This window comes from Dyadobacter sp. SG02 (assembly GCF_900109045.1).
Classification (GTDB): Bacteria; Bacteroidota; Bacteroidia; order Cytophagales; family Spirosomataceae; genus Dyadobacter.
On record NZ_FNYL01000018.1, the window covers coordinates 35,255 to 54,467 of the forward strand.

Annotated in this window: 20 protein-coding genes; 5 read left to right on the forward strand and 15 right to left on the reverse strand. The window is 41.6% G+C overall.

Annotation, left to right across the window (positions count from 1 at the left end):
- Nucleotides 1-2: 2 nt before the first annotated feature.
- The 13 genes from traK to BMW93_RS31110 all read right to left on the reverse strand — a co-directional run bounded on the left by traK (nt 3) and on the right by BMW93_RS31110 (nt 9,700).
- Nucleotides 3-623, reverse strand: coding sequence for a conjugative transposon protein TraK (gene traK, locus BMW93_RS31045; protein ID WP_090385853.1), 621 nt, complete (start codon nt 621-623; stop codon nt 3-5).
- Entirely contained in the window at nt 616-831 is a 216-nt protein-coding gene (locus BMW93_RS31050; protein WP_090385856.1) for a hypothetical protein, read from the reverse strand. The genes traK and BMW93_RS31050 overlap by 8 nt, the downstream gene beginning before the upstream one ends.
- Entirely contained in the window at nt 828-2,021 is a 1,194-nt protein-coding gene (locus BMW93_RS31055) for a hypothetical protein (protein WP_090385859.1), read from the reverse strand. The genes BMW93_RS31050 and BMW93_RS31055 overlap by 4 nt, the downstream gene beginning before the upstream one ends.
- Before the next feature lie 2 nt (nt 2,022-2,023).
- Complete coding sequence (locus tag BMW93_RS31060) at nt 2,024-3,253, reverse strand: hypothetical protein (RefSeq protein WP_090385862.1); 1,230 nt, start codon at nt 3,251-3,253, stop codon at nt 2,024-2,026.
- A gap of 33 nt (nt 3,254-3,286) precedes the next feature.
- Nucleotides 3,287-5,821, reverse strand: a complete 2,535-nt coding sequence (locus BMW93_RS31065; RefSeq protein ID WP_090385865.1) for a TraG family conjugative transposon ATPase — start codon at nt 5,819-5,821, stop codon at nt 3,287-3,289.
- On the reverse strand, nt 5,799-6,140 hold the full coding sequence (locus BMW93_RS31070) for a DUF4133 domain-containing protein (protein WP_090385868.1): 342 nt from the start codon (nt 6,138-6,140) through the stop codon (nt 5,799-5,801). The genes BMW93_RS31065 and BMW93_RS31070 overlap by 23 nt, the downstream gene beginning before the upstream one ends.
- An 18-nt stretch (nt 6,141-6,158) precedes the next feature.
- Nucleotides 6,159-6,554, reverse strand: a complete 396-nt coding sequence (locus BMW93_RS31075; protein ID WP_177194250.1) for a DUF4134 family protein — start codon at nt 6,552-6,554, stop codon at nt 6,159-6,161.
- A gap of 51 nt (nt 6,555-6,605) precedes the next feature.
- A complete protein-coding gene (locus BMW93_RS31080) occupies nt 6,606-6,935 on the reverse strand; it encodes a DUF4134 family protein (RefSeq protein ID WP_090385877.1) in 330 nt (109 codons plus the stop codon).
- A 47-nt stretch (nt 6,936-6,982) separates the two neighbouring features.
- Nucleotides 6,983-7,315 (reverse strand): DUF4134 domain-containing protein, encoded by a 333-nt coding sequence (locus BMW93_RS31085; protein WP_090385880.1) that lies wholly within the window; start codon nt 7,313-7,315, stop codon nt 6,983-6,985.
- 419 nt (nt 7,316-7,734) lie between these two features.
- Nucleotides 7,735-8,058 (reverse strand): hypothetical protein, encoded by a 324-nt coding sequence (locus BMW93_RS31095; RefSeq protein ID WP_143061750.1) that lies wholly within the window; start codon nt 8,056-8,058, stop codon nt 7,735-7,737.
- A 48-nt stretch (nt 8,059-8,106) separates the two neighbouring features.
- Nucleotides 8,107-8,613: a hypothetical protein gene (locus BMW93_RS31100; protein ID WP_090385890.1), complete on the reverse strand. Its 507-nt coding sequence runs from the start codon at nt 8,611-8,613 to the stop codon at nt 8,107-8,109.
- Complete coding sequence (locus BMW93_RS31105; protein ID WP_090385893.1) at nt 8,610-9,311, reverse strand: hypothetical protein; 702 nt, start codon at nt 9,309-9,311, stop codon at nt 8,610-8,612. The genes BMW93_RS31100 and BMW93_RS31105 overlap by 4 nt, the downstream gene beginning before the upstream one ends.
- Entirely contained in the window at nt 9,308-9,700 is a 393-nt protein-coding gene (locus BMW93_RS31110; RefSeq protein WP_090385896.1) for a hypothetical protein, read from the reverse strand. The genes BMW93_RS31105 and BMW93_RS31110 overlap by 4 nt, the downstream gene beginning before the upstream one ends.
- 494 nt (nt 9,701-10,194) lie before the next feature.
- Between BMW93_RS31110 and BMW93_RS31115 the strand changes: the two genes are divergently transcribed.
- The 4 genes from BMW93_RS31115 (at nt 10,195) to BMW93_RS31130 (ending at nt 14,541) form a co-directional block, all read left to right on the forward strand.
- Nucleotides 10,195-10,875: a hypothetical protein gene (locus tag BMW93_RS31115; protein WP_218147755.1), complete on the forward strand. Its 681-nt coding sequence runs from the start codon at nt 10,195-10,197 to the stop codon at nt 10,873-10,875.
- Nucleotides 10,876-10,922: 47 nt separating this feature from the next.
- The gene (locus tag BMW93_RS31120) at nt 10,923-12,299 is read left to right on the forward strand and encodes a relaxase/mobilization nuclease domain-containing protein (protein ID WP_090385902.1); all 1,377 of its coding nucleotides are present in this window, start codon (nt 10,923-10,925) and stop codon (nt 12,297-12,299) included.
- Between the two features lie 207 nt (nt 12,300-12,506).
- A complete protein-coding gene (locus tag BMW93_RS31125) occupies nt 12,507-13,445 on the forward strand; it encodes a ParA family protein (protein ID WP_090385906.1) in 939 nt (312 codons plus the stop codon).
- A 34-nt stretch (nt 13,446-13,479) separates the two neighbouring features.
- Entirely contained in the window at nt 13,480-14,541 is a 1,062-nt protein-coding gene (locus BMW93_RS31130; RefSeq protein ID WP_090385911.1) for a hypothetical protein, read from the forward strand.
- Between the two features lie 812 nt (nt 14,542-15,353).
- Here the strand turns inward: BMW93_RS31130 and BMW93_RS31145 are convergent.
- Nucleotides 15,354-15,707: a hypothetical protein gene (locus BMW93_RS31145; protein WP_090385920.1), complete on the reverse strand. Its 354-nt coding sequence runs from the start codon at nt 15,705-15,707 to the stop codon at nt 15,354-15,356.
- A gap of 82 nt (nt 15,708-15,789) precedes the next feature.
- Between BMW93_RS31145 and BMW93_RS31150 the strand changes: the two genes are divergently transcribed.
- Nucleotides 15,790-17,934, forward strand: a complete 2,145-nt coding sequence (locus BMW93_RS31150; protein ID WP_090385923.1) for a YWFCY domain-containing protein — start codon at nt 15,790-15,792, stop codon at nt 17,932-17,934.
- Between the two features lie 575 nt (nt 17,935-18,509).
- On the opposite strand, the gene BMW93_RS31160 is transcribed toward BMW93_RS31150, so the two are convergent.
- Nucleotides 18,510-19,178, reverse strand: a complete 669-nt coding sequence (locus BMW93_RS31160) for a M23 family metallopeptidase (RefSeq protein WP_090385928.1) — start codon at nt 19,176-19,178, stop codon at nt 18,510-18,512.
- Nucleotides 19,179-19,213 lie beyond the last annotated feature (35 nt).

Genomic DNA, 19,213 nt, shown 5'->3' on the forward strand with positions numbered 1-19,213 from the left:
GCTTACGATGATACTTTCTCCTCTTTGGCTTTACTTGATTGTGTGATTTTGAAGTTCCGCATGAGGAAACCGTTGGGGTTGGCCTCGCTTCTATTGACGTCTACGAGGTCGCACTCTGACATCAAAAGCCTGGTTGAACGACTCGTAGCACGCTCTTGGATAACTTTGAAGGTTGTTACTGCGTGATATGGATATGTGGTGAGATTGAGATCAACCTTTACAACCTCAATTTTTTGAGTCGTATTTGTTTGTATCACTCTTTGGTAAAACTGATCTTCTTTTAACTTATCGAAGGTAACCTTTGCACTCTCGTCGCAAAGGAAGGATGCTTTGTTGAAGTTTGCTTCAATGGATCGGGCATCTGGCGCTAGCGTAAAGAACAGGTCATGGAAGCGCGTAACATGGAAGTTTGCTTCCGCTTTTCGGTTATCCATTACATTGGTAGACATAATTTCCATCGCTACCCCACGATTTACAACGTAGATTCGTTGCGAGAAGTCGTTTGAATAGTAGAATGACATGATGACTGATATTGCGCAGAGAATCACACATCCGACCACCACACACACAACTAGTATTCGTGCGCGCCGATGGCCCATTTCAAGGGAAAGTAGTTCATTCATTTTTATTGATTTTTTTTGAGTCTAAAATTTGTAAAGTGACACCATTTGCGTGGATGTAGGTTTCTCTGGTTCGTTCCTTGTATACTTTCCAAGACCAGAGCATTACCCCAACGGTAAAGGCCAAGCAAACACAAACCACTACGATGGCTTCCAACTGGATACGTTTATAGCCCTCTAATAGTGAATTTTTGTGGAAGTTTATGTTCATGTTCCTACTTTGTTAACAGAGTTTTTAACTGAAGTGTACATTCCTGAGGCGGCTTTACCTCCTTCTATGGCTCCGCCAACGACACCGGCGGCCGCTCCGGCTACGCTGCCAGTCCTTACTCCTCCGACAGCCGCCCCCGCTACCGAACCCATAGCAGCCCCAGCGGCTATCATTGTTCCATGTGCACCAGCTCTGGCTCCCCTTGCAGCGACAGGTGAAGCAGCTCTACCCATTGCGGCAGTCTTGGCTGTTAGTCCTTGTACAATTCCCGACGTTCCTCCCACAACCATCACCATATTTGTAATGCTCGGGATTTGCGTATATATCACGAGGATGATCACAAGGACTCCGGTATAGACTAGGCCAAAGGCGAATGGGTCTTGACCTGGTAGGGTTGCACTGATATCGCCACTTGCAACCATTTCCGTTAGAAATGTCATATTTATTTTGACCGCAATATTCTGGTAAATCCCTGCTATACACGGTAGTAATGCATAGTTGACGTATTTCCCAATCCATTCGATGAAGTTGTTGCTCATCCCATCGAAAATTGCTATTGCAATAGATATCGGCGCTATAACCCTTAGAATTATTCGATAGACAACACTTATCAGATATAGAATGATGTATGCTATGTCACCTAACATTGCCAACATGGACTGAGTGAAATCATACAAAGCCGATTTTACGTCGTCGGTCATCTTCCCTATTGCGATGTTGAATGATTTTACAACCGTCTCAACACCAGGGACTACACTGGTGGGATCTCCATATATTTTGTTGTACTCATCTGAATTCTCTTCGATGATTCGCCATTTCTTTTTAACAGCTTCCTCCCGTTTTTTTTGAAGAGCCTGCACTCTTGTTGCAATAGCCGCATTGTCAGCTTGTGCCACTTTTGCAATCCCATCAAATGTCTTATCAATGAGGTTGGCAACTTGTGGTATATACGCTATTAGAAAAATTAGCGCAAAGGGACGAAGGAGTGGGATGAAGTTGATTCCCTCATTCCGAAGAATTTGTCCAGCGAGTTTGCTCCCTACCCAGCATATGCCCGCTATGCCTGCTATTCCCCTGGCAGCATCGAGTAACGCACCACCTACGCTGCTGTTGTATCCGTTTGCAGTAATCTGCTCCTGGTACATGTTTTCAATAATTTTGAGCATATCTGCTCCGGCAAATGCTAACATAGCTATTGTTCTTTTTGATCGTAGTACTCCTTTTCTGTATCCTCGTTGGCCACCGTTTTTGTTTGGCCACGATACTTTTCTTGAATTGCCTTATTGGCTTTTTCCATTTCTTGGTTTAGCCAATTCTGCAGTTCAATCTTTTTTGGATCTAGTTCGGATTTCATAAAGGCCGTTCGATCCATGTCAATCTGCCTTTCATAAATGTCATAAAGCGGTGAGCAGAACTCCTCCATGTCATATTCCCATTGCTTGAGAGCTCGGTTGAATTCCGCATCACCTTTTCCTTCGTATGTAAGCATTACTGTCCCTCCGGAGGTGCTGTCAAATTGTACTGTTTGTTGAATGAAGTGCTTACCCTGATCTCCCTGAGGCATTGGAGGATTTGGGCAAATCCCTTCTTTCATTTTTTGCCCGAAGAACCCTTCCTTAGACATTTTGGGAATGGCAACAGCAGCCACTGATTTTGCCTTCAGCTCAGCCATTTCAAGCATTGACTGATATTGTTTGTAAAGCTCTTGTTGCACCAATGCAGCCTCTTGAGCCATTTTTCTTTCAGTCTCGTAATCAACACCTTCGTTATCGTATTCGTTTGAAAATGTATATCCAGGAAATTCTAGTAATTTATCGATTGCACCACCACCTTGAGTAGAAGCATCAGACGCAATTTGGTATAGGCGAGCTGTGGCAATTTTATCGTCGGTACTGAATGCCCGTCGTTGCGAGAGGTAACTAATCCGATTGACGTAAGCTCTTATTTCGGAATTGAGGCTCTTAATCTTTTCCGATGCTCTGTTAATGCCGGCAAGCCTGGCCCCGTCATCCATTGTGCTTCCTTTACCACTCTGAACAACTTCGCCCATTTCTTCGGTAACTGCCGCAACCTCCTTAGAAAATGCCGTGAAATCTTGGGAGATCATACTGTACTCCGAAGTGAGCAAGTGACGGTCTTTTGCCAATGCGGTTCCGTAGTTGTTTATCAATTTAAGAGTTTCGGTAGCATCTTTCGCAAGCTCTACTCCGCGGCCAACACCTCTTATGAATTTTGAGATCTGAACGAGCTTTTTGACGTTTCCCACCAGCTGGGCAAAAGAAGGTTCCTGAAAAAACTTTATTAGAGTTGTTACAACTGTGTGTATTGGGTCGTTGGTGATCATTTGAGCACGCACACCGACGGTACCAACTGTCGTAAGAACTGCAATCAAAAAAATAGCCAAGCGTTTTTTCGTTTTCATATTGATGTTGTTTAACTGTTGCTTAACTGTTTGTTAACTAGCCTTCACAGTGCCTTTTGGTCGTTCTCCCCTACCCCACGCAAACACCGCTTTATTTTTATCGCCACCGTAAGATTCTTCGGCTAGTAGATAGATCTTCTCCACCTCGCTGCGTTCAGTGGTAAAAGCCGCGTAACCAGCGCCGGAAGTCTCCAAACCATATACCTTTATGTTATTGCGCAACGCAATAGCAACCTCTCTGTAAGGTGGCCTCGTATGGTCGAGAGACCGGCCAACACCTTGGATAATGGTGGATTCTTTCTCAGATAAGCCTAAAAGCTCTGCTATTTCTGGGAATCTGTTTTCATAGTTTCGTTGATCAAGAAGAATTTTGATATCGCTGTTATTGATTAGCGCATCTTTAACAATGCTCGATCCAACGAGATCATCCACTTCTTGTGTTACTACCGCAAGAGAGCCCATATGCTTTCGTACAGTCTTGGCGGCCCACTTCAGAAAGTTCGCAAACTTATCTTTTGTTAACGCCTTCCAGGCTTCTTCGATGATTAATGCTTTTAATACCCCTTTTACCTTCACCAGCTTACGAACATAATTGCTCATAATCATGATTGTAGTAACTGGAAAGAGGACCGGGTGATCTTTAATATTATCCAGCTCGTAGACTACAAAGGGCAATTCCATCAAGTCGATGTTGTCACGGCTATTTAGTAGGTAATCATACTGTCCGCCCTTGTAGTAGGGCCTGAGTACATAAAGGAAGTTTGTTAAGTCAAATTCAACTTCTTCGCGTCCACCGCGATTTTCAAAGATTTTAGGATAGTCTTCCTTTGTAAACTCATAGAAAGTATTGAAGCAAGGAAAGATTCTCTTCCCATTTTGTTCACCCCTTCGAGTTAGCTCATCCTTTTTCCGTAGTGCTGAGTAGTACTCATATACCAGGTTTGTAATCGTGCTCATCTCTGCTGTGCTCACTCTGTCGTCCTCTGTCTTCCACAAGGCTTTTAGTAGCTCTGCGATCGAATCCATTTCTTCTTCGGATGGATTTCCGTCTTTGAAGTAAAATGGATTGAAATGGATTGGATTGTCCATCTCGTAGGTTATATAACGCCCTCCCATCAAGTCACATAGACGGCGATACGAGTGGCCAACGTCCACGATGCTTACATGCATACCACCTGAGAGCATGTAATAGACCATGTTATTGGTAAAAAACGATTTCCCTGAACCTGAGGGCCCTACGGCGAAGATGTTTCGATTCGATATCTGGTTTAACTCTCTTGGTTTGAAAAACAAGTCAACCATAACTGGTCTCCCGAATCGATCGGTTAGTCTTATGCCGGCGTTGCTAATGCTGTCGTCTTTATAATTTGTCTCTATTGCAAGTAGATCTGTAACTTCATCGATAAACGCAGTGAATAGATTGTCTTTACCGATTTCGGCAACGTTCCCTGGTATGCAACTCCAGTAAATGGCGGCAGCATCGCTTTTAGCCTCACGAGGTACAAAGTCCATTCCAGCTATTGCCGCTAGGCATGTAGCTCTGTTATTCATTGCAATGTTTTTGTCTTCATCCCAAACAAGGACGTTAACATGGCCCGAGACTGGCACACGTCCTTTCATTGACATATCGCCGAGATACGCGCTTTTATACTCAATTGATGCTTGGTTTTCTGACGACCACTGAGCAAAAGACAAATGTCGCTTGTTTTCTGCAACTAGCTTTTTTGTAAGTTTGTCTTTGTCCCCAATCACAATTATTTGGTTGACTATGTGATTAAAGTTCAAACCTAACCCGATCGCGGACCCAGTCGATACCCTCAATTTGTATTTGTCCGAGGAGTATGGTTGATAGATTACGCTATTTGTTAGTGTTGTTGGGAAATCAGCAAGTTCAGAGATAGTGAGCGTGTAAGTGTTTTTGTGACCTATCTGCAAAAATCCATCATTTGACGTTTCAATTTCATTTATTGTTGGGTCGTCAAAGGAGAGAGTACCATATTGTTGGTAAATTCCAGTTTTGTTTTTGGTTCCAAGCAGATCTTCTCTCTTCAGAGTTTTGATACCTATTTTTTGAAGAGAAGCAAGCAAATAGACAAATTTGTTTACAGTTTCTACGAACGACTGCAACCTGCTCATCTCTAGTTGCTTGACTGGAACAAGGTGTCTTTTTAAAAGTGAGCTTTTCAGTGAAGTGCGTTTTTCCACATCTGCGGCGGGCACAGTTATGTAGATGTAGCATTTATGCCGTAGATATGGACGTTCATTGAAATGCAGCTCATTTTCTCTTGCTAAGTCAGAGCTATACAAATTGTGTTCAAGGTTCGGAGCAAACTTTTCTTCGACATACCAATCTTGTTTGTGAAAAACGTAGCCAACCGGTAACGCCTTTATACTGTTGACTAGCGTCTCGCTAATATTGTCATAGTCACCATCCGAAAGGGTAAATATCTCCGGTAGGGTAACTTCAAGTCCGATTGTTAGATCGCCGTTGGCAGAGACAATGGCATTGCTATCCTTGTCTATTGCGAGGATAGGGAATATGTCCTTATAGTTTTTTGATTTTGCCATCTTTTGTTACGTTTTGAATCAGTTGATTGTATGAATCCCTCCTAACGATATATTTCGGCTGCATACTAGTGACAGGAAGTTTGTCTGCTCCCCACTTGCCATAGATTGTATTGTACCGGTAGGAAGCGATGTATGTAGCGATCAAGCCGATTGCCAAAAAGGCTAGGGCAAACAAGGTGGGTAGACCGATCAAATAAAGCAGAAACGTAAGGAAAATAATGCCCACCGCAGCACCAATAGCGTAGTAGAAGTACTTTCCTCTAAGTCCTTTAAATTCAATATCGTTGTCTATGCCCCGGTATATGTTATGTTGTTTCATTTTCCTATCTGTTAATGATTAGCCACCTAAGACAGTGTCAATTATCCACCCCATCATGAATAGGAACATAAGTGAACCGAACCATTTAAGCATGAAGTCGTAAACATCATCGTCGCCGTCTCGGAATTTTCGATACACTTTAAATATTCCTGTGATTGCAATAACTAATCCGAATACCATCGCTGCTTGATATGCTTCACCAGCATATGTAAAGCCTGTAAAGTGAATCGCGCCAGCGTTTGAGATATCTGATGAATTGTAAATAAACGTATCTACTGCGTAGAAGAACACCACAGTTAAAACTAATCCCAGGCCCCAGCGTATTGCGGGCGCTTCGAACTCATCCCCGCGCTGGACAGACTGATAGATTCTCATGCCTGCGATAAGGGAGCATACAGCAATGAGGGTTAACATTAACAAACGGAGTGTTATATACGTCCCTGAAAGAGTCATGGCTAGAAGCGTTTAATTAATGCTAAATTCTATGGTTTGCCCTTGCAACTGCGACTGATTTTTTGCGATTGTTTCGATCCCAACCCACATTACAATTGATACAATGATCGCTGCTCCCCATCGAAAAGCTACGGTCGATGAATCGTCATCACCAGCTTGAATTTTTTTATAAACTTTTAGTGCTCCTACTAAGGCTGCAATTGCAATTACAGAGAATACAAAGTTTGAGATAGTGTCCAGGTTCTGGACCAAGGGTGTCGTAAAGTACTCGTCAACTATACTTCCATTCACCATTCCCTGGCCTGAGCCGAGAAATTTCTGTTGTAATAAGATCGTGATCATGCTTATATAGGTTTAATGAGGAGCGGAACACCGCTCCTCAAGTCCCGCTAGGTGAAGAACACAGCCTGGAGTACCGCAGCAACGGCCAAAAGGAAAAGGAGTGAACCAACCCAGCCCACAGCCGTCTTTTGTACATCCTGATCACCAGCCTGCCATTTCGAATAGATCTTGAACCCTCCCCAAAGGCCGACAATAGCAGCAATGATGTAGATCAACCTTGTTACAGGCTCAAAGTAAGCTTGCAAGTCTGTTGTGGCTTGCTCGATCGCCGTTGCTCCGGCTTGAATGCCAGCATTTTGTGCAAAGGATACAGCTGGTGCAAATAGAAACAATCCGGCTACGGCAGCGGCAGCGAAAAATTTGGATTTTTTGGTAATCATGTTTACTTGTTTTTGGTTGAAATTGAATTGAAATTTGGTTTATACTGCAGGTCACTAATACTCTTCGCTGTACATCCTGAACAGGGTGTAGGCATTTGCTTCGTTTTTGGTCAAGTTTTTCAGGGAAGTTTCTCTGTCGATTCCAGCTTGGCTGTCTAGCTCAATCTTTCGGTCAATCTCATTACATTTTGTAATCATTTCGGACATTAACTCGCCATTATCTTCTCTGGATAATTGGTTTGCAATCGCCGCCAATTCGGCTAAGTCTGCATTTGATAAGACCGCTACATCTCTGTCCTCGCGGTTTAAATATGGTTGCTCGTATATGATCGCGGCGAAACCATCGTCATCATCCTCATTGTCATCATGCGACCGGTGTGTATTAGAATTTTCGCCTTGGTCCGTCGCGGTCCGTTCAGTTATTGTATCAAGTTTTTTTTTTCGTCTTCGCCGAAATCTTGAACCGAACCGTTGTAGGTGAATTCAAATTGCTCCTGGTTGTGGTAATCATTGTCGGTAAGTTGTGCTTCATTTGACAGAGCAATTCTTTGAAGTTCGGCCTCGCTGATTGTTGATTTCGACGATGCACCTAGCGAATCAAATTCGTCTTCTGGTCTGGCGGCTTTTTCAGATTTGAAGCTGGCGCTGTTAACACTTATATATGCCACTACCCAGATGATGAAGACAACCATACACCCCAGAATGTACATCGGGGTTGTCAGGACAAAAGTTAATGTTGTCATTTCTAAAATGTTTAAGTTTGATTGCGAGTCAATCGCGGTAAATGATTGTTATTTGAATCGCAGGGGGATCAACACGTTCGTCTTGTCTTCTACGACAAACGACCTCCCGAGAATCATCTTCCCTTTATCTGGTCGGTTAAATTGGAGAAAGGTGCCATCATCATTTGCCACTATTTTTGCATTCTTTAAGACGGGTTCCAGTTCAACGACGTTTGGATATCTGCTTAAAATTTGAGCTGCTTCGCGGTATTCGCTTCGGGTAGTTTCCCTAACGTGATGGAGTGAGACAGCGATGAGTATAGACATAGCGAGTAAGATCAACCATACCGTTTTACCAAAGCTGTATGCGAAGGCTGCTCGGTAATCGTTTGTATGAAACGGCTGATAGGATTTAAGCAGCTTATCAATTTGCAGATCCTTTGTCTTTGCTATTCCTGCACCCGTTTCTTCGACCTCGCATAGAATTGTCGCTGTCAACTCATCCATTTGTAAGCCGTATTTACCTGAGAACCTACCGATGATTCTCGTGAGCTGATCTTTGTCGATATCGCTCATATTTCCAAGTTTAGGATTTCTCGTTCAAGTTTCTTCCTAGCCATAAAATTTGACAGCTCATTTAATCCCCCACCCTGTTCAATGTTGGATACGATTGCGGTCTTGATTACATTCTGACTAAGGTCACCGAACTCACCAACTTCGAGTTTAAGTTTTGCAGCGAGACCTTTGATATCTGCTTTTTGGTTTTGGAACCCTTCGAAAGTGGATTCGTTTACCCAAACTTTGATTGTGAAGAGATCTTTGAAGGCTTTTACGATCGACACGAGATATTGAGCTGATGAAGCAAACGCCGTACCACCGGCGATCACCACATTTAATATGAAATTTGCTTCAAGAAACTGAGCAAATTCCCTTAGGTCTTCGGGGGTAAAATCTACGCTCACCAGGGCAGGTAACTGTTCTGACTCAGGTGCACCAAAGTCGATTACGATCTTTGAATATGGCATCTCATTTAGCTCCTGTAGAATTTCAAAAATCTTATCTCGGGCGATTTTTTTGCGTTCATCGAGTAGGTTGATATTCGCTAAACGATTACCCGCAAGGAACTTCAGTTGTTTTGTGCTTGTCTGGGTGGAACTGTCAGCGTCACAAAACAGCATATCCTCCTGCTCAGTGTACTTTGTAGCCAAGAGATAAGTTAAAAAGCTCTTACCTACCCCACCTTTGGACTGAACGATGAAGTGAAATGTTTTCATTGGTTAGTACTTAATTTATTGTGAAAAATGATGTTGCTGTTTTTTTTCTCTTCCATCCCTACCGGCCTGTAGTTGTTCAATACATCGTCAATTGCATTTGAATGCGGTTGGGGTTTCTCTTGTTGGATTGGGAGATTCGACTTCTTAATTTGGTTAGCAAGAGCTATGCAAGCTTGTTTTTCAGCGGCATTTTTAGCTCTTCTAATCGTGTAGTTTTTTATTTCCAAACCCAGATCCATTGAGATTATTTGGGCAGCCTGATGGGCCGGATAACCCTCAATTATCTCAGAATAGATATTGTACAATAGTAAGTACTTGCCCGATCGGCGATTAGCAGCGAAGTCGATTTTAAGAACTTCTTTAAGTACTTCCTTTCCCAATGCAACCATCCTTCTTGTTGAATTATGAAATTTTAAAAACTATAATTCAAAGTATGGTATTTTAAAATGTAAATGCAAGTTCAGTTTGTCAATTTTTCCGTTTTGGCTGTTCGCAGAAGGGTTGCCAAATGGTATTTGTAAGTTATATGTCTTCGTTATGTCGCGGATATGTAATGTATCTGTTCTTGATGTGTTCGTTATCTGTTCAGATAGCAGTTTTCGAATGCCTAAATTTGATTTTTCAAAGAACTTTTTCATTTCTGTCCCCCATTATCTGTTCGTTATGTGATTCCGATGTGTTTCTTATCGGTTTTGTATATGTTTATTTGCTTTTGATAGTTGGGAGAGCATCACCAGGTGGCTTCTTTGGGCTGAATTCTCAGGTATTGTAGATTTTAAAGTCTCTAACTTTTATTTTATTTTTGTAGTTATTTTATTTTTGTAGCAAGCTATGTTTTACAGTACCGTAAAAATCATTCTGATTTTCCGATAATGTAAAACGCTTGCCCTTCCAGCGAGTTCATTCGCTGGAAGCTCATGATTTTCAAAAAGAGAACATTATCATGGATGATTCGAATTCAGTGCTCATGCGGACGACCAAGACTGATAGTTCACGCGCGTCTTCAGCTGTACTTGCTGAGGGATCGGACGTAAATAATAAGAATAAGCGTGGCCGGGGCAGGCCGAAACTGGTGGAGTCCGAACGCCGAAAGAAGCTAAATTTGATTTACCTTACTGATGAGGAGTTACTGATGTTGCGTCAACAACATACAGGGCCAGCTGAGCATTTTGGCACTTTTCTTAGAAGGAAGCTTCTCGTTAATAAAACATTTGTGGTTCCTCGTGAAATTGATCCAGAGGTTAGGAACGAGATCCGTAATCTTTTAAAGCTTACCGGTAGTATAAACCTGATTGCCCTTAAAACTAAGGGAGACATAGCGGTTAGCGATGAGTTTAGAAAAACTTCTTCTCTGATCAGATCAATAGCTGCGACTGCAAAAAAGTCGGTAGATCACTCCGTTGAATTGATGGAAGTTGCCCCATCTTTAGTTGAGCGCCTTAGCGGACTATTGCAAGCAGTTGACTATGTGGAAGATGGTTTTGGGGACTTTGAGCTACTTCGTACCGGCATACGGGAAATTGTCCAATCACTGGAACCTTTAATTAGGAAATTTGAACGCTAAGCAAAGTGACACCGTGTCGCTTTGCTTAGTGATAATAATTGATTTGTATGATCGGTAACGTGGCTAATTTTGGGAAAGGGTTCAAGGGATGTATTCAGTATAACATCCTAGGAGAACGTGGTACAAAAAAGGAGAATGAAATTAGAGGTGAATTTATTTACTCCCAAAACCTCGATAGTATTCTTTTGGCGGAAAGTCCTATTGAATGTCCTGTCGACGAGTTGGTTTCCGAGTTTCACGAACCGCTGAAGTTAGGAATGAGTAAGGTGCAAAACCCTGTTTTGCATCAATCTCTGTCGTTTCCTCCTGGTGAAAAGCTGGATAATGAAACTTTGGAAAAAATCTGCATTGAGTTTTCCAATTGGTTTGGACTCAATAATAATCAAATGGTCGTATATAAGCACAGCGACAAAAAGCACGAGCATATTCATATTGTTGCCAATAGAGTAGATATTGACGGAGTCAATTCCTATCGCGACAGTAATAACTTTTACGAAACAGGCAAGTTTTGTAGATACGTAGAACAGAAGTTCGGTCTTCAAAAAACAAAACAAATGGATTCGTTGAAGATCGACGGTAAGGGCGTTACATCCGAGAATAAGCTGCATGTTCAGCTACGGCAGCAAATAGATAAGCTACTTGTAGAAGTTAGCAGCACAAGGGAGCTACGCCATGCGCTTCTTCAGAAAGGCTGGAAGAGCTATGAAGGGCGAGGAATCTCATTCGTTCACAAAGCATCCGGAACCTCTATAAAGGGTTCTGAACTGGGCAGGAACTATTCATTAAATGGTCTGCAAAAGTTGATTGAGAGAGCTAAATCTGGGGCGGGCGATACAGGATCGAATGAAGAGAGGATGCCTGAGCGTGAGCTCTTGAAGTCAAAGATTGCAAAAAACTCAATTGGTGCAAGTGACCTAAATATGTTTGTATCTCTTATGAAGGGAGATGGTTACGGGGTGCATTTTCGGGAATACAAAAACAAACAGGGACAAGAAAAAAAGTCAATTGCATTTTCGAAATCTTTCTCCGGAAAGGCTAATGCTTTAAAGTATGTAACGGGACTAGAGTTGGGGGCTTCATATGGGTTTTATAATGTATCCAAGAATATTGGGGCCGAGAAATGGACGGAATCTATGGCCTCCCCTACTCGACTTAACAGTAGGGAGCTGGCAAAGGGGCCTGAGAAGGAAGTGACCGCAAATGCAGATATTAATAAGATTGCTCGTGGTCTCAATGATTTGCTAACGAGCTATAATGCCGGGAAAGTGGAAGCTGATGCTGCTAAATCGGTTGCGAGAGTCGAAGCTGAAATTGCTCGAAATGCAGCTGGTTACAATAATCCATTTGGGCAGAAAGGTATTGAAGAATTAAAGCGAGAAGGAAAAAAGAAAAAAAGCGCAAAATCCAAGAAGCCTCGTTTATAGCAAAGTGACACCGTGTCACTTTGCTGGGTTTGTCGAATATTCCGGTGGAGAAATCCTGTCTTCATTTAGTGCGCCGATAGCGTTGAATATGCTTTAAAAAGTCGTAGGTAGGCAAAGTGACACCGTGTCACTTTGCTAAAAATATACAAAAATTTTTGGTATAATATTTTATCTTTTTATATTTGACAAGGATAAAAAATTATACAAATGACGCTATCACAAAAAATTATCAATTTTCTGGAAGGAAGCTCGCTGTCAATTTCTGCTGCTGAACGCGAGGCCGGTATACCGGCCCGCACCATCAACAAGGCTATCTCAAATGGTACAGAAATACCTAGCAAACACGTTCCAGGACTAGTGGCTGCATTGCGTAAGTATGGCTTTTCGACTGAATCAAAAGCAAAAGTTATTAGTATCGTGAACAACAAAGGTGGTGTCGGGAAAACGACTACCACAATCAACCTGGGAAAAGCATTGGTTGTGGAAGGCTATCGGGTTCTTTTAGTCGACATGGACACTCAGGGAAACTTAAGTCAATGTTTCAACGTCGACGTTCCCGACAAGCAGGTAATAGATACCTTGCTAGATAAGAATAAGCCGCTGCCTCTTGTTGAGATTGAAAGTAACTTATTTGTGTCTCCATCGGACATTAGGATGAGCGCAAAGGAATCGGAGTTGATAAACAGTGTCGGGGGCGACAGGAGACTTGCAACAGCACTTTCTCCGTTGAAGGGTGACTTTGACTTCATCCTTTTGGATTGCCCTCCTGCAACGAATATTTTGACCACCAACTGTCTAGTTGCGAGTGATAGTTGTATCATTCCAATTCAACCCGAGGCCAGCGCTTATTTTGGTGTGGAAAACTTAATGGAGCGGATTAAGCAAATTCGCGACTATTCAAATTCATCTTTGACTGTTTCGGGAATAGTTTTTACTCTGGTTCAAAAGAATCAAAATGTCCATAAACAGATGATGACTCATATATCAGAGACATTTAAATCTTACAGAATCTTCAAGACGATGATAGAAATGTCGACTATAATAAAGCAAAGTCAAGTCGCTCGTCAAGATTTGTTTGTTTATGACCCCGAATCAAAACCTGCGGATCAATACTTGAAAATCGCCAGGGAGTTGCTATCGTTGTAATACAATTATAAAATTAACGGACAATTGTAAGATCATGGGAAAGAAAGATTTTATGGCTCAAATTACAGAAATAAAGAACAATAGACCCGCAAATGGTCTATCTGCGGAGCAACACATTAAGGAGACGTTGATTGTCATCGATGATCTGAAGCATTTAATCCCGCCACTTGTTAGTGAAGAATTTTCACAACTAGAAGAGAATCTTGTTAAGAACGGTATTAGAGATGCTATAACAGTTTGGGAAACAACAGTCCAGGTAGTTCAGGAGGGATTAGCCCCAGGTTCGGACGATTTAAAGATTTTTGAAAGTAGGAATCAGCACGACCTTGTACACATCCTTGTTGATGGACATAATAGATACGCCGTTGCAAAAGCAAAGGATCTCGACTTTCGCGTGAGTGTTATGGATACATTCAAGTCGTTATTAGAAGTCAAGGACTATATGATAAATTATCAGCTAGGAAGGAGAAATCTGAATGCTGAGCAAGTATCTTATTTAAGAGGCCTTCGGTATAATCACGATAAGAAAGATCCAGGAGGTGTGGAAAATGCAATAGGGGTAGATCGAGCAAATGTCGCGGAAGCCCTTGCAACGGAATATGGTGTGAGCTCACGCACTATAAAGAGGGACGCCGAATTTGCCGAAGGAATTGACAAACTTGACAGAGAAACAAAATCCGAAGTCCTTGCTGGAAAGTCTAAGGTATCCAGGAAGCAGATTCAAGCTCTTGCCTCCGTGAGTGAAGATAACATCGGCAAAGAGCGCTTGACTCAGATCATAGCCGAAGCAGAAAGGGACGAGGTTAATAAAGTTAAAAAAACTCAGTCTTCTGACAATGACACATTGGAGAAGAAACTGATTTCGAACCAAGATGATAATTCGGGGAGTAACAATATTGGAGAAAATTACTTTGGATTTTCAGATGAGAGTAATCGCCTATTAGACGATTTGTTAGATAACGTTGTATTGGAGTCAGCGAACTCAGACGATTTGATCACCGAGTTGAAAGCCTTGGTAAGTGAAGGAGATTTGATGGATAAAGGTGTCTTGGAAAAGGCAATGCATATTATTTCCTTGCTCAGCAAAAAGATATAAAACAAATGAATATGGTATCTATAACAGCGAGAATCCACCTATTGGCCGCTTTATGGCTGTTAGGTGGTTCAACTTCCTGCTCAAAGTCAAGTGACCAGGAGGCAACCGAAAGGAAAATTTTGATAGGGGAGTGGCGACCGGCGTCGCCATACCAAAAGAACAAAATTTTCTTTTTTGAGGAATCTAATAAGCTGTTTATGAGATATAAGAACGAACAAATTGGTCTTACTTTTAAGGATGGCGCCTTTATTCAGGATCACGCCCTCGGTGGACGAATACAACACAAAGGAGATAGCCTGTACGTTAGTGGATCTGAAACTTATTATGTTAAAGATAAATAAGGTATGCCAAGTCAAATAGCTCAAATACTGACAATGATTTTAGCGCTGTTGATCGGCGCACTTTGTTATAAGATGATAAAAAGGCATGAACGAAAGCCTTTTCTCAATAATCTCCAATTTAGGTTGGTTAGTTTAGTCGGGTTTCTATCCTTTCTGTTAGGTGCTTTTATCGCATTGCAGAATCTCATTTTCTGAGTTTTTTTAAGTTAATCAGGTCTCCTGAGCCCTTGGTTGAGATTTAACTGAGGGCTTTTCTTTATGCTTTCTTCCGATTAGGTGGCTGTTCGCAGGCTTTCGTTCCTTTTATGGACCAAGATTTTTTATTTCACTGATGTCGCTGAGTTTTTTTAAGTTAAATAATAGATGCGCTAGCAAAGTGACACGCTGTCACTTTGCTAGCCGACTTTCCTTTGGTAAAAAAGGGCCACTCTGTTCGAACGGCCCGTAGCAAAGTGACACCGTGTCACTTTGCTACTTTCTTCTTTTAATGCCTTCTACCATCTCTTTCTGGCGTCTCATGATATCTTCATCTGAATTCTGTTTTTCCCGACGAATTTGATCATGAATGGAGATTACAACTTCACTTGCAAACGAAGCAGGAATCACGGGTTCAATGACCGCTGTGTCTTCATCAAAGTTGTTTAATGACATCGAGTGGCTTTTGTAGTTGAAGGATTGGGGCACAACCAGGTTGAGCTTCTTACGCTCAATTTCTCTAACAGTCGCTACTTGATCCTTAGTGTTTTGTGCAAATGATTGATTGAACAAACCAATCGAAACCGCGGCTGCGAGGCATACGGCTGTCACTCTCTTTTCTCTCTTCATTATAATTCGTTTTTGTTGGTAAGTTAATTATTAAATTTAAAAATTTATAGATTGCAAAATCTATAACCATAATTTTGACAACATGACTAGTAATTCGGAGAAGGAGGGGAGAGTAAAGGGGGTTGACACACTATTTATTCTGACCTTGCTAATGGTGCTTTTACACCATTTTTGGTTCAATTTTCACCTTTTTGACTTTGTACCTTCACTTGGTCGATTCGATCCCCAATTGATGATTTCCAAAGTGCTCCTTCGTATTCAGGATAAGCATGGTATTTTTTCTTCACCGATTTACACGAAGGTTATCGTCTTCTTCCTCTTGATACTATACTCTATTGGATCTCGCGGACGAATTGACCCCAATATCAAAGTCAAGGACGTATATATGTGGGGGTTACTTGGTCTTGTTGGATTCTTCGGAAGCATAGGAGTTCTTTATATAACATTCTTGCCCAGCGTGGCCATTAGTCTTATCTATATTTTCGTCTCGAATCTCTCGATCCTTTGGCTGGTTAAGGCTGGACAGCAAGCTTCTCGGATTATGTATTTTCGAAACACAAATGATATATTCAATACTGAAAATGAGACGTTTCCGCAAAACGAACAGTATAAAAAGAATGAATATTCTGTTCACTTTAAAACTAAATACTACTACCAGAAGAAGTGGAGGACTGGCTGGGTGAATGTCATCAACCCATTTCGTGCGAATATGGTGTTAGGTACTCCTGGGTCAGGGAAGAGCTTCGCCGTGTTAAATCCAGCGATATGGCAAAGCCTTTGGAAGGGTTATACGGCCTATGTTTATGATTTTAAGTACCCAACACTGACATTGGAAGCATACAATGCCTATTTGAAAACTATTAACCAAAATCCTGGGGCCTGGGGAAAAGATAAAAATGGGAAGAACATAATACCGAAGTTCTTTGTAATCAATTTCGACGACCTGGAGTTTAGCCATAGATGTAATCCCCTCTTACCTGAAACAATAACCGACACAATCGACGCATTTGAGAATGCAACTACGATCATGTTAAATCTGAACAGGGAGTGGGTAAAAAAACAGGGAGACTTCTTCGTTGAGTCTGCAATAAACTTTCTAGCTTCTTGTATATGGTTTATGAAATTAGTTTCTGAGAAGTACAACGACCTGTTGGAAGCCGAGCAAAGAAGTGCCAACCCAGATCGAAATAAGATTTCTACCTATCGCCGTTTTGCAGGTGTTTGCACATTTCCACATGTGATAGAATTTGCCTGCCAAGAGGACATTGATACGATGTTCAAAATCATGGCCAAGTATGAGTCCCTTGAGGTATTCATTAGACCATTTGCGAGTGCGGCCAAGGCTGGTGCAGCAGATCAGTTGGAAGGGCAGCTCGCAAGTGTTCGAATTCCAATTGCCAAGTTGAGTTCCGAAATTATCTATTGGGTAATGTCGGGGAACGACTTTTCGCTAGATATCAACAATCCGAGAGATCCGAAGATACTATGTACAGGAAATAATCCAGAAAGGGCAAAGATTTATGCGGCGGTGTTCTCCCTGTACACATCTAGAATGATAAAAATTATTAATAAGCAGGAAAAGTTAAAGTCTGCGTTGTTCTGGGATGAACTACCAACGATGTTTGTTAAGGGTATCGACCAACTGATTGCCACTGCCAGAAGCAATAAGGTTGCCACATGGTTAGGTTTTCAGGATTTCGAGCAATTGACCAGGGATTATGGACAAGACGAGGCTAGGGTAATTTCTAATACGGTGGGAAATGTATTTTCAGGTCAACTGGTTTTCGAAAGTGCTGAGAAGCTATCGAAGCGCTTTGGTAAGACACAGCAGGAGAATGAGAACATCTCATTTGGGCGGGAAGACACAACGGTGTCGCTTTCAACATCTTTACACGATAGCATTCCCGCTTCTAAAATTAGCACATTAAAACAGGGTGAATTTGTAGGCCAGTTTTCCGACAATTTCGGTGAAGAGTTTGACTTAAAGTCATTTAAGTCATTTTTTGTAGTGGATCAAGAGGGAATGAAGAAGCAGGTAAAAACACCACCAGCAATAGTAAATATCTCGAAACTCGTAAGCAAAATGTATCCATCGTCATTATACAATGATTCGGAAAAGGAGCAGTGGAAGAAGCGGATTTTGAGAGACAATTATAAAAGAATCAAACGGGATGTGATTGATTTGATTCAATTTGAGCATGAACATGGAAATCTACCTGCTCAATAGCGTTTACCGCATTTTAGCGTGACTTCGGTGAAATATAGATATTAATGCGGCAAATACCATTTCTAGAAATTAAAAATTACCATTTGTATAAATTGATAGACGTTTTATGCGTAATTTCGAAAACAAAGACAAAACAACTAGTGAAAAGCACCTGGAAGAGTTAGAACTCTTTCTTAACGAATTTCGAAAAGTTACCATGACGCAGAACGAGCATATTCATTCTATGCTAGATCAAATCTTCGATGACCCTGAGGCCTTGTCCCACTTTAATCACCAGCTTATATCAGTATGCATGCAAGCTCTTGTAGCAGACATGATGAAGAATGGGAAGATGTCGGAACAAGAATTTCAGGAGCAGAGTAAGCGACCATCTCCGAGGATTTTGGAACCTTATGGCCTTACATATCAGCAGTATAGAGCACTATTGTCTGGAAATGGAACGTATAAGACCTATATCACTTTCAAGCGAATTTTGGAAAGGAACGGCTTCGATTTCGAGAAATTATTCTATTCGGAGAAATTGATAAAGATTGCGTACGCCATTATAGAGAGGAAGAATTCTGGAAATTATAAGATCAGTGTGCTTTCTCAGAAAGATTAGTTTGGTTACATCGATAATAGAGATCGAGATAGGGCAGGGGATTTAAGACCTTGCCCTTTTTCTTTATTTCATAGTGAACGTGCTTTGCTGTCACCCGCCCAGATGCCCCCATCCATCCAATAGTTTGACCAATTATTACTCTTTCTCCAATGCTCACGTCTACACCGGCTAAGTGCATGTAGGTTGTTGAATACCCAGCTATATGATCAATTTGTAGAAAAATGCCAGCGGAATTTGAGAAGGAAACATTAGTGACCACTCCATCAGCTGTGGAGTGCACGTACTGGAAGGACAATTCGGAAGCAATATCAATACCGTAGTGCTGTTTTCGTTTACCAGTAATTGGGTGTACGCGCTGTCCAAATAGGCTTGTGAAATAGGGTTTGGAGGTCGGAGAAATCGGGCTTATTGATGGTATCCCGCGGAGAACAGTGGAATCGATCTTTGCAATTAGCCTATAATTTTCTTCAATGCTTTTTTCATTCATAGATTCAATGATTTCCATCAGGTCAATTCTGTTTGCCATTCCATGGCGACCCGAATCAGGTTCACATACATGCTTCCTTGTCTCAGCAAAGGTGTAATCGGTTAAGTAAAGAGTTGAAACCGTTATCGCAATAATGAGTTTTATTGTGTTTTGCATATTGATATAAAATTTATAATTTTATAAAATTATAA

Coding starts and splice junctions, on each gene's coding strand:
- traK (WP_090385853.1), bottom strand. CDS start 623: ATGAATGAACTACTTTCCCTTGAAATGGGCCATCGGCGCGCACGAATA.
- BMW93_RS31050 (WP_090385856.1), bottom strand. CDS start 831: ATGAACATAAACTTCCACAAAAATTCACTATTAGAGGGCTATAAACGT.
- BMW93_RS31055 (WP_090385859.1), bottom strand. CDS start 2,021: ATGTTAGCATTTGCCGGAGCAGATATGCTCAAAATTATTGAAAACATG.
- BMW93_RS31060 (WP_090385862.1), bottom strand. CDS start 3,253: ATGAAAACGAAAAAACGCTTGGCTATTTTTTTGATTGCAGTTCTTACG.
- BMW93_RS31065 (WP_090385865.1), bottom strand. CDS start 5,821: ATGGCAAAATCAAAAAACTATAAGGACATATTCCCTATCCTCGCAATA.
- BMW93_RS31070 (WP_090385868.1), bottom strand. CDS start 6,140: ATGAAACAACATAACATATACCGGGGCATAGACAACGATATTGAATTT.
- BMW93_RS31075 (WP_177194250.1), bottom strand. CDS start 6,554: ATGTTAACCCTCATTGCTGTATGCTCCCTTATCGCAGGCATGAGAATC.
- BMW93_RS31080 (WP_090385877.1), bottom strand. CDS start 6,935: ATGATCACGATCTTATTACAACAGAAATTTCTCGGCTCAGGCCAGGGA.
- BMW93_RS31085 (WP_090385880.1), bottom strand. CDS start 7,315: ATGATTACCAAAAAATCCAAATTTTTCGCTGCCGCTGCCGTAGCCGGA.
- BMW93_RS31095 (WP_143061750.1), bottom strand. CDS start 8,058: ATGACAACATTAACTTTTGTCCTGACAACCCCGATGTACATTCTGGGG.
- BMW93_RS31100 (WP_090385890.1), bottom strand. CDS start 8,613: ATGAGCGATATCGACAAAGATCAGCTCACGAGAATCATCGGTAGGTTC.
- BMW93_RS31105 (WP_090385893.1), bottom strand. CDS start 9,311: ATGAAAACATTTCACTTCATCGTTCAGTCCAAAGGTGGGGTAGGTAAG.
- BMW93_RS31110 (WP_090385896.1), bottom strand. CDS start 9,700: ATGGTTGCATTGGGAAAGGAAGTACTTAAAGAAGTTCTTAAAATCGAC.
- BMW93_RS31120 (WP_090385902.1), top strand. CDS start 10,923: ATGATCGGTAACGTGGCTAATTTTGGGAAAGGGTTCAAGGGATGTATT.
- BMW93_RS31125 (WP_090385906.1), top strand. CDS start 12,507: ATGACGCTATCACAAAAAATTATCAATTTTCTGGAAGGAAGCTCGCTG.
- BMW93_RS31130 (WP_090385911.1), top strand. CDS start 13,480: ATGGGAAAGAAAGATTTTATGGCTCAAATTACAGAAATAAAGAACAAT.
- BMW93_RS31145 (WP_090385920.1), bottom strand. CDS start 15,707: ATGAAGAGAGAAAAGAGAGTGACAGCCGTATGCCTCGCAGCCGCGGTT.
- BMW93_RS31150 (WP_090385923.1), top strand. CDS start 15,790: ATGACTAGTAATTCGGAGAAGGAGGGGAGAGTAAAGGGGGTTGACACA.
- BMW93_RS31160 (WP_090385928.1), bottom strand. CDS start 19,178: ATGCAAAACACAATAAAACTCATTATTGCGATAACGGTTTCAACTCTT.